General features: G+C 34.4%; 13 protein-coding genes and 1 riboswitch. Of the genes, 4 read left to right on the top strand and 9 right to left on the bottom strand.

The window, feature by feature from the left end; all coding sequences use genetic code 11:
• Nucleotides 1–487, top strand: a 487-nt coding sequence (locus A9G03_RS02055) for a GmrSD restriction endonuclease domain-containing protein (protein WP_143425805.1), incomplete at its 5' end; no start/stop codon positions are given.
• A 471-nt stretch (nt 488–958) separates the two neighbouring features.
• Here the strand turns inward: A9G03_RS02055 and A9G03_RS02050 are convergent.
• Nucleotides 959–1,663 (bottom strand): GntR family transcriptional regulator, encoded by a 705-nt coding sequence (locus A9G03_RS02050; RefSeq protein WP_065635121.1) that lies wholly within the window; start codon nt 1,661–1,663, stop codon nt 959–961.
• 177 nt (nt 1,664–1,840) lie between these two features.
• Between A9G03_RS02050 and A9G03_RS02045 the strand changes: the two genes are divergently transcribed.
• Complete coding sequence (locus A9G03_RS02045; RefSeq protein WP_065635122.1) at nt 1,841–3,715, top strand: glucose PTS transporter subunit IIA; 1,875 nt, start codon at nt 1,841–1,843, stop codon at nt 3,713–3,715.
• A gap of 13 nt (nt 3,716–3,728) precedes the next feature.
• Nucleotides 3,729–5,165, top strand: a complete 1,437-nt coding sequence (locus A9G03_RS02040; protein WP_065635123.1) for a 6-phospho-beta-glucosidase — start codon at nt 3,729–3,731, stop codon at nt 5,163–5,165.
• A 124-nt stretch (nt 5,166–5,289) separates the two neighbouring features.
• On the opposite strand, the gene dinB is transcribed toward A9G03_RS02040, so the two are convergent.
• The 6 genes from dinB to A9G03_RS02010 form a co-directional block, all read right to left on the bottom strand.
• The gene (gene dinB / locus A9G03_RS02035) at nt 5,290–6,345 is read right to left on the bottom strand and encodes a DNA polymerase IV (RefSeq protein WP_065635124.1); all 1,056 of its coding nucleotides are present in this window, start codon (nt 6,343–6,345) and stop codon (nt 5,290–5,292) included.
• A gap of 81 nt (nt 6,346–6,426) precedes the next feature.
• Complete coding sequence (gene cptA, locus A9G03_RS02030) at nt 6,427–8,133, bottom strand: phosphoethanolamine transferase CptA (protein ID WP_065798302.1); 1,707 nt, start codon at nt 8,131–8,133, stop codon at nt 6,427–6,429.
• 171 nt (nt 8,134–8,304) lie between these two features.
• Complete coding sequence (thiQ, locus tag A9G03_RS02025) at nt 8,305–9,009, bottom strand: thiamine ABC transporter ATP-binding protein ThiQ (RefSeq protein WP_065798301.1); 705 nt, start codon at nt 9,007–9,009, stop codon at nt 8,305–8,307.
• On the bottom strand, nt 8,996–10,561 hold the full coding sequence (thiP, locus tag A9G03_RS02020; protein ID WP_176700990.1) for a thiamine/thiamine pyrophosphate ABC transporter permease: 1,566 nt from the start codon (nt 10,559–10,561) through the stop codon (nt 8,996–8,998). Before thiP ends, thiQ begins: the two co-directional genes overlap by 14 nt.
• A 17-nt stretch (nt 10,562–10,578) precedes the next feature.
• A complete protein-coding gene (gene thiB, locus A9G03_RS02015) occupies nt 10,579–11,577 on the bottom strand; it encodes a thiamine ABC transporter substrate binding subunit (RefSeq protein ID WP_065635128.1) in 999 nt (332 codons plus the stop codon).
• A 39-nt stretch (nt 11,578–11,616) separates the two neighbouring features.
• Nucleotides 11,617–11,725, bottom strand: a riboswitch (TPP riboswitch).
• 43 nt (nt 11,726–11,768) lie between these two features.
• On the bottom strand, nt 11,769–12,140 hold the full coding sequence (locus A9G03_RS02010) for a hypothetical protein (protein ID WP_065798300.1): 372 nt from the start codon (nt 12,138–12,140) through the stop codon (nt 11,769–11,771).
• 463 nt (nt 12,141–12,603) lie between these two features.
• On the opposite strand from A9G03_RS02010, the gene argS reads away from it, so the two are divergent.
• The gene (gene argS, locus A9G03_RS02005) at nt 12,604–14,337 is read left to right on the top strand and encodes an arginine--tRNA ligase (RefSeq protein WP_065798299.1); all 1,734 of its coding nucleotides are present in this window, start codon (nt 12,604–12,606) and stop codon (nt 14,335–14,337) included.
• 228 nt (nt 14,338–14,565) lie between these two features.
• Here argS and A9G03_RS02000 read toward each other — a convergent pair whose 3' ends face one another.
• Nucleotides 14,566–14,961, bottom strand: a complete 396-nt coding sequence (locus A9G03_RS02000) for a hypothetical protein (protein WP_065798298.1) — start codon at nt 14,959–14,961, stop codon at nt 14,566–14,568.
• 30 nt (nt 14,962–14,991) lie between these two features.
• Nucleotides 14,992–16,347 carry a hypothetical protein gene (locus A9G03_RS01995; protein WP_065798103.1) on the bottom strand — a complete coding sequence of 452 codons (1,356 nt, stop codon included), beginning with the start codon at nt 16,345–16,347 and terminating at the stop codon, nt 14,992–14,994.
• Between the last annotated feature and the right edge of the window lie 256 nt (nt 16,348–16,603).

The following is a 16,603-nucleotide window of genomic DNA, read 5'->3' as shown; positions in this document are numbered from 1 at the left end:
TTTTTCTAATAAATTACAGGCAGATAAAATTATTGAATATGCAAAAGCTCAATTAACATCAAACATAGTTGATAAAGAAGCTTGGATTAAACCCATTTTGATTCTAATAGAATATGATTTAACAGACCAATCAAACCCTATATTCATCAGTCTTAACAGAGATTTGCATTTGGAACATATTTTACCTAAAAAATATAAAAATTTTAAAGAATGGGATCATATCACCGATGAAATAAAAAATAAGTGGTTACATAGTATCGCTAATTTGACGTTATTAAGTGATAAAACTTCAAATACTACTGCGTTTCCACTTTCTCAGAAAGTATTAAATGATTTTTATCAAAAAACATTTAATCAACAATGGAATGAAGAAGCATTGCATAATCGATATCTATGGATGCTTAACAAATTAGATCAATTGTTAGCTTTAGATTCATTCTCTGAGGAACAAATGACGAGCACACAAATGGACAATCATAATTCATGATCTATTATGATGGCTTAAAAGATACAGCTTGATAAATTAGTTATGAAAAAGGAAAATTACTTTTCTTTTTCATAATTCAGCACCTATACTAAATGTTCTTAAATATACTAAACGACTAATTAATTGGTGCTAATTTAGAAAATCGAGTCCCAAAAGAATTGCATGTAGTGTTTATAAAACAAACTTGGTCACAATTCTATATAAGGCTTTTATTATCGATTCATTCTTCCAATTTATGCCACAAGATTTCGAAAATGTACTTTATCCACAATCAAACAAAAAAATACATTTAATCAGAAAATTAACCATAACATTGAATAAAAAAACAGTTTTTAAATAATTTAAGTATTGAGTTAAAATACTGAAAGTATAGGTAGTACAATTTAATTATTAAAAAGATAAAGAGTAAATGATTAATAATCATTCCTCCTTATAAAAGTTATAAATAAAAAATAATTGTTACTGTTAATACTACTTCGAATGACTTTGCACATAAAATTTGGCATTATCATAATGATAAATGATCTGGGAAAAATCGAAAGGCTCACCGGCCGAAGTATAAAAGATCTCCTCAACACATAGCGCGGGATCCCCCGCTTTTAGCCCTAAATAGCTTGCAACATCTTCCTCTAATTTTATCGCTTTAAAATATTTATCCGAAAATCCGATATTGATATTGCAAATGTCTTGTACATAACTAAATATAGAGTCTTCTGCTATTTGTTTATTCAAATAAGAGACTAATTTTTTGCGATAGTAAGATTGTTCAAAACCATAGACTTCACCATCAACATAACGTAAACGTTTAATAAAGTATACGTCTTCATCATCACTGCATTGCAGATTTTCTTTAATCTTTTGGCTTGGTCGAATAATATCAACATTAAAAACTTGTGACGATCCTGGTAAATCGTTTAAATCGACACTAAAACCATGGCTTTCTAAAAAATTAAGATAACCACTCTTTTTAGGTTGACGAACAAAAATACCGCTACCTTGAATCTGGTAAATAACACCATGACGCTCTAAACGATTAAGGGCTTTTATAATCGTAGTCCGGCTAACCTGATATTGATTAATTAACCCTTCTATATTAGGTAGCTGGGTATCTTTAGGCATGTTTTGTTGATAGATAGTTTGCTTAATTTTTTCAGCAACATCTTGATATTTCAGCATGGCGGACTCTTTATTCTTGTTATAAGTAAACGTTATATATTTTATACAGGTTGATAAGTTTTTTAAACAAAGTGAATGAAAAGTTAGATCTAGATCACAAACAATATAATTGGTCATTAACAATTTTTAATTTAAGGATAATATATGCTCACTTACCTGTTAAAAGGAGTTTAATTGATGTCATCTAAAATTAGAGATTATAATAAATTAGCAGTTGATATATTAAATGAGTTAGGGGGCGAAAATAATATTGTTTCTGTAGCGCGTTGTGCAACACGTTTGCGTGTCGTTACTCAAACCACCCCAGCCGAAGCAAAAGAGAAAATCGCCAATTTGCCAGGTGTTATCACCGTGGTTGAAAAAGGTGGGCAGATTCAAGTTGTTATCGGCACCAATGTAGACAAAGTCTATAATGCATTTACTCAATTAATGAGTGGAAACAATAAAATTGATGTAAATAGCAAAAGTAGTATTTTAAATCGTATTATCGCCACAATGTCAGCTGTTTTTGCTCCCTTTGTTTATGTTTTGGCTGCATCAGGAATTCTACAAGGGATCTTAATTTTAATTAAACTCGCTTACCCAGCATTTGAAAAAACGGGGACTTGCCAAGTCTTCAACTTTATTTCATGGGCACCATTTGCCTTTTTACCTATTTTTATTGCAATTACAGCATCACAACACTTTCGTTGTAATATTTATATTGCGGTCGCTTGTTGTGCAGCTTTATTATCGCCAACATGGGCCGAACTTGCGGCTCTAATAAAATCGGGGCAAGGAGTTGATCTATTTGGTATCGCTTTATCTGAAACCACTTATACATCAACAGTATTGCCACCTTTATTCTTAGTTTGGTTGCTATCTTACCTTGAACGATTTTTAGAACCACGTTTACACAGTATAATTAAACCACTTTTAATGCCACTTATCTGTTTAGTGATTATGGTGCCATTAACCTTACTAGCTATTGGACCATTAACCGCTGGCGCTGCTCACTATATTGCTCATGGCTATAACTGGATAGTTAGCCTTGCACCATCTGTTGCAGGTGGAATAATTGGCGCTGTATGGCAAGTCTTTGTCATATTTGGCGTACATTGGGGGATTACACCTGTTATCATTGAAAATATTAACCAGTATGGTCAAGACTCATTCCAAGCTTTCCAAACTATCGCCGTTATTGGTCAAGTTGGTGCAGCATTAGGTTTCTACCTAAAAACCAAAACCAAAGAGATGAAAGGTGTATCATTATCCGCTTTCGTGACAGGACTATTTGGTATTACCGAACCAGCCATTTATGGCGTTAATTTACGCTTTAAAAAGCCTTTCATTTATGGTTGTTTATGTGGTGCAATTGGAGGGATTGTTGCTGGTTTGTTTTCACCCTATTACTATACCTATGCCGCATTACCAGGGCCATTAACTATTGTCAATGCGATTAATCCTGAACATCCTGGTTCATTTATTGGCGTTTTAATTGGATCAGCAATTGCATTATTCGGTCCTGTGTTGATAATCCAAATTTTAGGAACGGGCGAAGCGAAACAAATACAATCAAATGAGATTGAAAATGATACCCCTAAAGTATTATTAGACGATGTAGAAATAACAAGTCCAATGTCAGGTAAAGCATTGCCACTTAGTAAAGTTCCTGATCCTGCTTTTGCTCAAAAACTTATGGGAGAAGGTATTGCAATTGAACCAACAGATAATCATGTATATGCGCCTGATGATGCACAAGTTACCGCTGTGTTTGCAAGTTCTAAACATGCTATTGGTTTAACATTAGATAATGGTGTTGAATTACTGATCCATGTTGGAATTGATACCGTTAATTTGACAAATAATGAATTTAGTTATCATGTAGAACTTAATCAAAAAGTGAAAAAAGGTGATTTATTAATTAGTTTTGATCCTCAAGCTATCAAGCAAGCAGGATATCCACTAATTACACCAATTATTATTGTCAATACCGATCAATATCAACAAATTATCTTAACGGAAAATACAGAAGTTACACCTAAAGATATTATATTTAAAATTAAGCAATAATAGGGAAAAAGTTATGAAGCAAAAAACATTTTTATGGGGCGGTGCATTAGCTGCCCATCAATTTGAAGGCGGCTGGAATGAAGGAGGCAAAGGCCCAAGCGTTGTCGATGTGATGACAGCGGGTGCGCATGGTGTAGCAAGACAAATTACCCAAGATATTGAAGCTGGTAAATTTTACCCGAATCATACAGCTATTGATTTTTATCATCACTATAAAGAAGATATTAAGCTATTTGCAGAGTTAGGTCTAAAATGTCTGCGTACTTCCATTGCATGGACGAGAATTTATCCTAAAGGTGATGAATTAGAACCGAATGAAGAAGGTTTAAAATTCTATGATGCTGTGTTTGATGAATTAATCGCAAATGGCATTGAACCTGTTATCACCCTATCACATTTCGAGATGCCACTGCATATTGCCCGTCACTATGGTGGATTCCGTAATCGTAAAACCGTAGAGTTTTTTGAGCGTTTTGCTATTACCTGTTTTGAACGTTATAAACACAAAGTCAAATACTGGATGACGTTTAACGAGATCAATAACCAAATGGATACCAGTAACCCGATCTTTTTCTGGACTAATTCAGGTGTGCAAGTTAAACCAGGGGAAAACCCTCAAGAAGTGCTTTATCAAGTTGCACACTATGAGCTGTTAGCGAGTGCTAAAGCTGTGATTGCTGGTAAAAAAATTAACCCAGATTTTCAAATTGGTTGCATGGTTTCTCATGTGCCTATTTATCCGTTCTCTTGTAATCCTGAAGATATGATGGCGTCAGAAATTGCAATGCATCAGCGCTTCTTTTTCCCTGATGTACATGTTCGTGGCTATTATCCAGCATATGCATTAAAAGAGTTTGAACGCGAAGGCTACAAACTTGATATTACTGAAGAAGATTTAGCTTATTTGAAACAAGGTACTGTTGATTACATCGGCTTTAGTTACTACATGTCAACAGTCGTAAAAGCTGATGTGAAAAATGATAACCGTGATAATATCGTCAATGGTGCACTACCTAATGCAGTTGAAAACCCTTATATAAAAAGCAGTGACTGGGGCTGGCCAATTGATCCTGAAGGTTTGCGCTATACACTTAACCGTTTATATGATCGCTATCAGTTACCTTTATTTATTGTGGAAAATGGTTTTGGTGCAATTGATGAATTAGAACATGATAATCAAATTCATGATAAACCTCGCGTTGAATACCTCGGCGCGCATATTAAAGCGATGCAAAAAGCTATTGACTATGATGGTGTTGACGTGATGGGCTATACCGCATGGGGAATTATTGATGTGGTTTCTTTCACTACGGGTGAAATGAAAAAACGTTATGGCGTGATTTATGTCGATCGTGATAATGAAGGTAACGGCACAATGAAACGCTATAAAAAAGATTCATTTCAATGGTATAAACAAGTCATTGCCACCAATGGTGCTAATTTAAAATAGTGCCGTTTGATGTTTGATTAGCAACAATGAGGATTTTATTATTACAAGTAAAATCCTCATATACACGTTATATATTTAATCGCCAGCTAACACTATGATTGACTGACAAACATTTTCAGAATCATCAAAAATTAAAAATTAACTGTTTATCCAATTGTGGATCAATTAATGTAACATGAAAACCAATTAACCTGACGCCTCGATTATTACGTCTTTCTTGCCATACTTTATAAGCTTGAGCAATTAAATCTTGTTTATCTAATTTTGGCCAGACATGTTCTTGTGTGGTTAATTGAAAATCATCAAATTTGAATTTGACTCCTTGTCTTGCGATCGATAGATCTGTTCTAACTTTGCTTAATCTTTTCTCTAATTCATCATACAACGGTTCGAGTTGGTCTAAACATGCTTCCCATTGATAAATGTCATCGATTAACGTGCGTTCAACGCCTACCGATTTGCGTTGTCGATCATTACAGACCTCGCGTTCATCAATACCTTGGCATCGTTCAAATAACACTCGACCAAATTTACCAAACTGATTAAGCAGTTTAGTAAGATCGTAATTAACAACATCGTTACAAGTGAATAAGCCCAATTCAGCCAGCTTTTTTTCGGTCACTTTACCTACACCAGGAATTTTATTAAGTGGTAACTGTTCAATAAAATGGTTCACTTGTTCGGGCCTAATGACATACTGACCATTAGGCTTATTCATATCCGATGCAATTTTTGCTAAAAATTTTAAAGGTGCAACTCCGGCTGACGCAGTTAATTCAAGTTCATTAAAAATAGCTTGGCGTATATCTTGGGCAATAAGCGTTGCTGAACCATGACAAAGTTTACACTCTGTTACATCTAAATAAGCTTCATCAAGCGAAAGTGTTTCAATTGCAGAAGTATAACGCGCAAATATTTGGTGAATCTGATTTGATACCTCTTTATAAACTGCATGTCTACCAGGAATTACTTTAAGATTAGGACATAGTTTTATCGCTTGTGCTGTTGACATTGCACTATGTACACCAAATTGACGTGCTAAATAATTAGCTGTTGCAACAACACCTCGTTTGCGCGGATCGCCACCTACTGCAATAGGTAGATGACGATAACGAGGATTATCTCGCATTTCAACTGCAGCATAAAAACAATCCATATCGATATGAATAATTTTTCGCATAATGGGTATAATTGTACTTAAGATATAACTGTATAAATATACAATACCATACCTTAAGTACACATGCAAACCGACAATAAATTAGTGTGATAATTTATCAAAATCGATCAATCCATTTTTATCATAAGGATCGCCTATCCACCGAGTTGATTGATGAAAGTTAGGATTAACAATACTTTTTTGCGGTTCATATAAATTATAACTTAGTCCAGCCAAATCAGACCAAGTATGAATCAAATCTTGAGTACTGTATTTACGATCAACATAATTTTGATAATTATTAGGATGCGTTGCCCGCCACTGCGGTGATTGCCAAAGCATAAATGGCACGGTGTACATGGTTTTCGTTGGTGCTTTTTCATTACGACCTAATACATCATGAGGTGGAGTTTGGTAGACATCTTCACCATGATCAGAAAAATACAAGATAAAACCATTTTCGTGGCTTTGTTTAAACATTTTAAACAAGGTTGTTGTAACATAATCATTATAACTGACCGCATTATCATAACTATTATAAACATCTAACTTATCATCATCTAAAGGATAAGTAATGCCTGTTTTATCGCGAAAACGATCATGCTCCCCATCTTTTGGATAGCGAAACTCATACTTCATATGCGTACCAAGTAAATGAATAACAATAAATTTCTTTTCTGCAGGATCGGCTAACACAGTTTTAAAAGGCGGAAAAACAGACTCATCATACTGCCTTGAACTTTGATTACGATCATTATTCATATAAAACTGCTCATCAGCCTGCTTTGAAAACATGGTTAACATGGTATTACGTTCCGTCATTGTCTGTTGATTAGTGATCCAAAACGTTTTATAACCAGCTTGTTTCATCAAGTAAATTAGTGAGGGAGTTTTTAAATATAAATCAGGATGCCGCTCATCAGCAAAGGTTAACGCTTGTTGTAGAATTTCAATGGTATAAGGCCTTGAAGATACAACATCATTAAATACGAGTAAATCTGGATTATCCTTTTTAAATTGTTCAATTTGAGGCGTCGTATCGCGTCCGTAACCATAAATCCCCATGCGATTACGAGTGGTGGATTCACCAATAATTAGCACCAAAGTTCTTGGCGTATCACCATTAGCATCGGTTAAATTTTCTAACTTTGGTAAGGTTTGCAAGTGATTTAAGATATCTTCCATGCTAGATAATTGCGAACGATAAGCTATGTAACTATTGATTAATTGCCAAGGTACTGTGGTTTCCATACGTGTTAATAAATGTTTATACGCCTCTTCAAAGGTGTTTTTTTTCACAGTTAAGCTAATTACTAACGGCATTATCGCGTAAATAGCAATTAGCATAGATACTATCCACTTGGTACCATTTTTAACATAAACAGGTTTGACTTTTTTCCACAAATAAATTGCAATTAAAATATAAACAACAAGGATAACCACCAATTTCCAATTCAAATATTGTTGAATAAATTCATGTGATTCATTGAAGTTTGATTCCGCCATGACAAAAAATACACTCTGTGAAAATTCTTGTCGGTAAATGACAAAATATCCGATTGAAATCAAAGACAGGCCACCAACAATTATTCCATAAACAGCGGTGATTTTACGGGTATAATTAGGAAAAAACAAAACAGGAATAAGCCAAATCAAACTATAAATTATTGCATCGCGCAAACCAATAAAGTTGGAGTGTCCAGATAAGGCAATATAAAACTGTAAAGCACAAGAAAAATAGCAAAAAAATAGAATGATAAAAATAAGATTTGACCAACTAAATTTTGCAGACTGGTTAAATTTTTGCATAACTTTTTTTTCAACAAGGAATAATTAAGTTTTATAAGTTATCTTTTTGAGATTAATAAAACCTTAAGGTATTTATTAAAGTTGCTAATTAATTACAACCATAGTTACTAAAATAAAAAAAACTTAATATATAATTGATAAAGTTATCACTAAATTAACATTATTATCATATTAGTCAATTTTTATACCTAACAATTTTGCAACAGCATTATGCTGTGGTTGCATTAATTGAGCAGGTCGTTCATTAAATATAATCTGCCCATCATCTACCACTAAACAACGCGAGAAATAGTTCAATGATTCATCTAAATAATGCGATACCATTATTAGCGTTAAATCATATTGATGACAAATTTGATTAACTAACAATAACATATCATGACGTAAAGCTTGATCAAGTGCTGAAAAAGGCTCATCCAACAATAAAATTGGGCGATGTTGTATCAAACAGCGAGCAAGCGCTACTCGTTGACGTTGTCCCCCAGATAATTGTTCTGGATAACGCGTAGCAAAACCATCTAAACCGACTTGCGTTAAAATATCAGCAATTTTATCTTGCTCGGTTATTGTTAATTTTAATGAAGGTTTAATACCTAAAGCGATATTTTGTTGTATAGTTAAATGACTAAATAAATTATTGTGTTGAAATAACATAGACACAGGGCGTTTGCCCGGCGGGATTTTTGTCATATTTTGATGATTAAGTTTAATTGTGCCTGAGTTTGGAAAAATAAACCCAGCGATTAAACTCAATAAAGTACTTTTACCTGCACCACTTGGTCCAACAATTACGACATGCTCTTTTGCTGCAATATTAATTTCAAAATGCATTTCAAAATTATCATAATGATAATTTACTTGATTAAGTTCGATCATAATCCATCACAACCATTAAGCTAAAAGATAAAATCAATAAAATTGCAGCCGTCACAGTACCTTCTTGATAATGATAATGTGATATTTGCTCATATAAATAATAAGGTAAGGTAGTTAAGGTTTGTCCACCAAACAAAGCAATAACACCAAAATCACCAAATGATAAAATAACAGCAAAAGTAAAACTCATTGCCATTAACTTTTTTAATGCCTTAAATTCAATCAAGTAAAAATGTGTTAAACCTTCAATATTCAGCGATTGGCAAAGCTGCCAATAACGCAAACTCACTTCATACATGGGGATTGAAAGATTTTTTAATAAAAAAGGTAACGCCATGAGTGCATTACACAACATAACTAATATCGAAATAATAATTATATTGTCGGCATATTGAAATAATAATAAGAAAAGCCCTGAGGCTAAAACCATACTTGGAATGGCTAAAATTAATGAACCAATTAACATTAAACGATTGCTCCATTTAATTTGTTGATTAATCAATAATCGGCTATTGGTCCAAAGTAACAATAATGCAAGAAACATTGCAATAAAAGCAGAACCTACTGCAATGATAATTGAGGTGATCAGTGCTTTTAAAAGTGCCACTGTTAATAAGGCAAATTTGAAAAAATAAATACCTTCAATCAATATTGTAACCAAAGGTAATAAAATAAATAAGCTCCCAATCAAAATGATGACATAACTGATCAATGATAAATAGTAGGGAATCGGAATTTGGTAATTTTGATGAGCAAATCGAATATTCATTGTTTTGATTCGATTTATTTTTTGCATAATGATAAGAAAACCAATACAACAAATCAGTTGTAAACAAGAAAGTAACACGGCTTGTATAAGATCAAAATCACGGATCGACTGATATATTGCTACCTCAATAGTGGTATATTTTGGCCCACCGCCAAGTGCTAACACAATTGCAAAACTTGAAAAACATAACATAAAAATCAGTGCTGCCATTGGTAAGATTTGTCGACGCAATAATGGCCATTCAACCAACTTAAAAAAAGTAAAAGTAGAAAAATTCAACTGAGCAGCTAACTGTTTTTGTTCAACAGGAACACTTTTTAAGGATTGATAAAACAGACAACAAGCATAAGGAAAATTTAAAAACACATGGGCTAATAATATACCTTTCAAACCATAAATTGATAATTCAATTGGTAGATTAAAAAATTGAAAAAATAACGAAATGATGCCATGCTGACCATACACTGAAAGCAAACCAGTAACCACAACTAAAGTCGGTAAAATAAAGGTAACCGGCATTATTTTGATGAGTAATCTTTGACAAGGAAAGTCTACCATAGCTAATGCTTTCGCCATCAATACTGCCAATATGATGGCTAAACAAGTTGATAAACCAGCTTGCAAAACTGTTACCCAAATAATATGCAATAAATAATGATCAAAATAAATGCTTATATTATCGGTTCGAATTGCAAATCCCCAAAGCGCAATAAGTGCCGTGCCTAATATGAGCAAAATCAAACCAACAGCACTTATACCTGGAATTAAGGATTGGAATTTCAATATTCGTTCCTATAACATCATTTACTGACAGCAACTTGCCATTCACGCACCCACGATTTCTGATTTAATTCAACTTGCTTTGCATCAAATTCAAGGGCTTTGTTCACTGTATCAATTTGTTGATAAGCCGCTGGCAAATCGGTTTTTATGATTGGATACATGACATTTTTTTCAGCAAATTGACGTTGAACGTCAGGTGTTAATAAATACTGTAAAAATTGGCGAGCTAACTCTGGTTGTTGTGTATATTTTACAATAGCAGCCACTTCAACTTGACGGTAATGCCCCTCATCAAAAATAGCGGCAGCAAAACGATGATCATTATCATTGATTATATGTGCAATAGGGGAAGTGCTGTAACTTAATACAAAATCTGCTTCATTTTTCAAAAACATACCGTAAGATTCGCTCCAACCTTTAGTTACTGTCACGGTGTTTTCAGCTATTTTTTGCCATGCTTGCGAAGCATCATCGCCATAAACTTTTTTAACCCACAAGAGCAAACCTAATCCAGGTGTGCTAGTTCTAGGATCTTGATAAATGATCTTCCAATGAGCTTTATTGTCAACTAACTGATGCAAAGATCGCGGTGGATTTTTTATCTTCTGTTTATTATAAATAAAGGCAAAATAACCGAAGTCATATGGCATAAACTCATTATCCCACCAGTCGGTATAGAGATTATCGGGTTTATCGATCTGGTGTGGAATAAAAATATTTGTTAATTTTGCTTGCTCAAGTAGGTTATTATCCAAACCTAAGACAACATCAGCATTGGTTTTATTACCTTCAAGCTGAATACGATTCAAAATTGAAACACCATCACCTAACGTAATCACTTCTAGTTGGCAGTGACATTGAGCTTCAAAACCCTGCTTAATAGCTTCTCCAGGTCCCCACTCCGACATAAAAGAGTTATAGCTATATACGGTTAAAGTCGGTTGCTGTGCGACAGAAAAATTAGCCCAAAATAATGATATAAATATAACAGTTGATAACAACAATTGACGAAACATTTTGCCTCCAAATAGCAAGAAAAAGACAAAAGGTTTGAGCAGATATAATAACTCAAATCCCTCCGCTGGCATGATCCAGTTCAGGTTCGACGGGTTATGTTAACTTAACTAACACTCTCAGCCCATTAGGGCACCCCGTTGAGAACGGCATTAGTGTAGTCGGTGAAAGCTCAATTGTAAATAGTTGTCACTCACTGTTGCCATTCAAACTTCTTTGCCATTTTAGAATAAATTAGCTTAAACTTACCATTGTTAATCTTGTATTGCTCTCCGTTATAAAATTCCGGTTTAGGATCTTTTATTAAACCAGCCTCATCACCATATTCATGTTCATCATCATAATAGTAAGTCACATAATGTTTTAGGTTTATAGTTAAATTCTTATTGACCGAAAATCTAATAAAACAACTCACATCCTCATAAGAATATTGACTATCTAAAAGCACCGCATCAAGCAATTTACCTTGTTCATCATAGCTATTTAGTTGAATATTAAGTAATGGAGTATCAGATATCCCATACCAATTATAAATAATCACTTTATAGAGATAATTATTCCGCATAAAACCACCTACTTCGTAATAACGAATTTTTTCATGGAAGTGAATAAATTCATAGGACGTATTTTGAATCGGGAAATCGATCTCTTACTCATTTAAGGGGCGAATGAATTTTGCATACTTGTCCAAAAGAACAATTTCACCATGGTCATTTTGTTTATAGTATTTTGTCAATTGTGAAGAAGTTATCGATAATTTGAGTTCTTGCAGATGCTCGCGAGCAAACACAAAAGTTGAACAAAACTAAAAAACATTGATAATCAGGCATTTAAACAAATATTGGCACATATTTTCTCTTTAATTTTTTATCTACTTTATAGTTAAGTTAATATATCACCTCTAATTTAAAAGATTTTTATTTATATAAAAATTAGCTATTTACTTGTCCTTAACTAATCCCACAGTGACAATTTATCAATTTATCAGTATTATATTGGGCATTTTATTTTAATTAATTAGGTTCAGTGTGAATATTCAACAACTATTAACACAACGTGTTTCCCAAGCAATGATTATGGCCGGTGCTGATAAAAACTGTGATGCTTTAATCAAGCAATCCGCTAAAGTTCAATTTGGTGATTATCAAGCTAATGGTATTATGTCTACTGCTAAAAAATTGGGAATGCCGCCACGCGCATTGGCTGAAAAAGTCTTGCAACATCTTGATATTGATGATATTGCCGATAAAGTAGAAATCGCTGGTCCCGGTTTTATTAATATCTTCTTAAAAAATAGTTGGATTGCTGAACAAAACGAAGTAGCGCTAAGTAGTGATAAACTCAATATTACTTTACCCGCAAAACCACAAATCATTGTGGTTGATTACTCCGCACCCAATGTTGCTAAAGAGATGCACGTTGGGCATTTACGCTCAACCATTATTGGTGATGCCAGTGTACGAGTATTAAGTTTTCTTGGTCATAATGTTATCCGCGCCAACCATGTTGGTGATTGGGGAACCCAATTTGGGATGTTAATTGCTTATCTTGAAAAGATGGAAAATGAACATGCCAACGACATGGAACTTTCGGATTTAGAATCGTTCTATCGCGCAGCTAAAAAACATTACGACGAAGACGAAGCCTTTGCCGAAAAAGCTCGTAATTATGTAGTAAAACTTCAAGGTGGTGACCAATATTGCCGTGAAATGTGGCGAAAACTGGTGGATATCACCATGACACAAAATATTGCCACATATAAACGCCTTAATGTCACATTATCGATTGAAGATACGATGGGCGAAAGCATCTATAACAACATGCTACCAGGCATTGTTGCCGATCTAAAACAGAAAAAATTAGCAGTTGAAAGTGACGGCGCAATCGTAGTCTTTCTAGACGAATATAAAAATAAAGAAGGCGAACCCATGGGCGTTATCATCCAAAAACGTGATGGTGGCTATCTTTATGCAACAACCGACATTGCCTGTGTTAAATATCGTTACGAAACACTTCATGCTGAACGTATTTTATATTATACCGATTCACGTCAACATCAACACTTAGAACAAGTTTGGGATATCGTGCATAAAGCGAAATATGTACCAGAATCCTTAAAACTTGAGCACCATATGTTTGGTATGATGCTAGGTAAAGATGGCAAGCCGTTTAAGACGCGTTCTGGTGACACTGTTAAATTAAATGATCTACTTGATGAAGCCACAGAACGGGCGACTACTTTAATTCGAAATAAAAATCCAGACTTAACCGATACTGAGCTTGCCCAAGTGGTTGACGCTGTAGCAATAGGTGCGGTTAAATATGCTGATCTTTCCAAAAATCGAACAACTGATTATGTGTTTGATTGGGATAATATGTTGTCATTTGAAGGTAATACTGCCCCTTATTTACAATATGCTTATACACGTGTGCTTTCTGTATTTAGAAAATCAAATATCAGCGAAGATAGTTTAAGCGGTAATATCAATTTAGGTACGGATAAAGAGCGAGCACTAGCGATTCGGTTAATACAATTTGATGAAACCGTATCGAACGTTGCCGCAGAAGGTACACCACATGTGCTTTGCGCCTATTTATATGATATCGCTACCCTATTTTCTAGTTTCTATGAAAATTGCCCTATTTTAACTGCGGAAAACGAAAACTTGAAACAAAGCCGCTTAAAATTGGCTTCGTTAACCGCTAAAACGCTCAAAATCGGGCTTGATATGTTAGGTATCAAAACTGTCGAAAAAATGTAACATTAGCATACCACCGATAAAATTCATCATCGGTGGTTATTTCTTTAAAACGCACACCTTTTCTCAAACTTCTTAGCAATTGTTCTAATTTTAAAAACACCAATTAGACGGTCTATTTTATGATCCGCAATATTGTGCCAGCTTTGTCCAATAACAATAATGTGATATACACATAAATAAGCTATTTTCTCTTTAGACAATAGCAGTTAGCTATTGTCTAGATTTTGCTCAAATACAGCACGAGCTCCGACGCCGACGACTCGTCGTTAATAACGACTCGGAGTCGACTTTTGCCATTTCGTTCATTTCATTCTCTTCAAGGCAACGTCGCGCAAACCATTGACCATAATCCGTTAAATCAAAATCACCAGCAATTAGGTAACCAAAAGAGGTTAAGGCCGCTCCCGGTAAACGTTCATTTATCTTATTTGCCGGAAAGGCACACTTAACTATCCATTGATTTCGAGCACCTGTAGCTTGATAAAATTTCAATTTTAGTTGTTGCCCAAGTATCTCATTTAAAATGTAGGCAGACTGATTATACGCACGTAAAAATAATCCTTCACGAAATAATAAAATACCTTGATATTGATTCAATAAATCTAACTTCTCATCAATTTTCATTTTTATACCAACCAAACAGATGAAAAGCCATTATTGTCGACAAACTAAATAGTCTGGAAAACCTATTCCTTCAGCATCAACCCCTAAAAGACCTGAACTTGAACTAACATCAAGATGAGTACCATAGCTACTTTGATAGTACATATCTTTTGTCCAATATCTATCTTTTTCATCTCGCCATCCTGAATCAGGATAAGTTTGTTGAGTTGAATATCCCCATTCGGGTAGAAGTCCTTGACCAATGGCTCTTGTATAACCATTTATAATCTCAAAATAACCATTTAAACGATCATCAACAGGTGTATTGGTTAACTCCGAATAAGAGAACAAATTATTTACACCACATTTTTGAATAGCAACACTCCAGATATCAAAAAAATCCTTAACCGGATTCGCCCAAACACTGGTTGGATTAAAGGTATAATCAAATTTAATTGTTGGATCTCGTTTCAATGTAGCTCGTACTGTAACATTACCTGTTGGTTTACCTTTTAGTGAGACATAACCCTGTGGATCGATAGTAACTTGTCCCCCAGGATTATTGGGAATACTAAAACTATAACTAGTAGGAGAGCCTGTCACTATTAACTGAAATTTTGCACCAGGAAAACCGGTAGTCGGAAATGTTTTACCGCCAGATGCAGTTGGACTCGCTTTGAACCCCATGTTAGGCACATAATCTGCTGTATAGCCACCACCAACAGCTGTCCTTGACGTATAACGTGAATCGTTCCAACCAATGAATGTATTACTACTGTCAAAACTTAACCACTGAAATTGTGGCATTTTTTCAATAGCATAGGGTTTAGCATAACAAAATTGAGGTTTAGAGGAAATTTGATAACGTTTCACTATTGGCACATAATCACTTTCCCGAGGGATACCATATTTAGAATAGGTCTTCACCTGTGTTGTTATTTCAAGCGTTAGTGGCATCAGATAACTACTTCCGCATCCCATCGTTTTACTAGTATCTGTAATTAATTTTCCATTACCGTCATACCACTGTTTACTGGTAAATGAGAGTAAAAACGGCTTTGATGTATCTATCCCATCCCCATCTTTATCCGCATAATTTAATTTATTATCCAACGAATTATAGTAAAAATGCTTAACGATAAAATTAGCAGGGCTTAACTCACCACTAAATTCCTTAACCTCATTGCCCTTAATGTTATTACTTGCTTCACTGTAAAAAACACCATTAACCGTAAATCCTTGTTTATTCGCTGCCAAATCGATATTTATTACTTCCGGTGCACTGCCCTCTATCGATTTCGCTGTCGATGTACTTAATGCTTGGGCTAAGTGAATCGTTAATAAAATAAAAACAATGAATATTAAAGTTCGACTTAATCTAGATTGAATTAATTCGAAAAAATCCATTACATATGAATTAGTTAACGAAATTTTGCTCGAAAAGTGTTTAAAGGGATATAAAAATTTTAAAGATGAAATAAAAGAGTTAAAAAACGATAAGTACGAGGATAATTCGCTGGCGCGATGACTTTTTATACCTAGACTATTTAATAATGCCCGATGCCCGATGCCCGATGCCCGATGCCCGATGCCCGATGCCCGATGCCCGATGCCCGATGCCCGATGCCCGATGCCCGATTAAGACCATATTTTAACATATTTT

Origin of the sequence: Gilliamella sp. wkB171 (assembly GCF_001693755.1) — a bacterium.
GTDB lineage: Bacteria > Pseudomonadota > Gammaproteobacteria > Enterobacterales > Orbaceae > Gilliamella > Gilliamella apicola_F.
The sequence above is the reverse complement of the archived record's forward strand: the minus strand, read 5'-3'. Positions and strand labels throughout refer to the sequence as shown.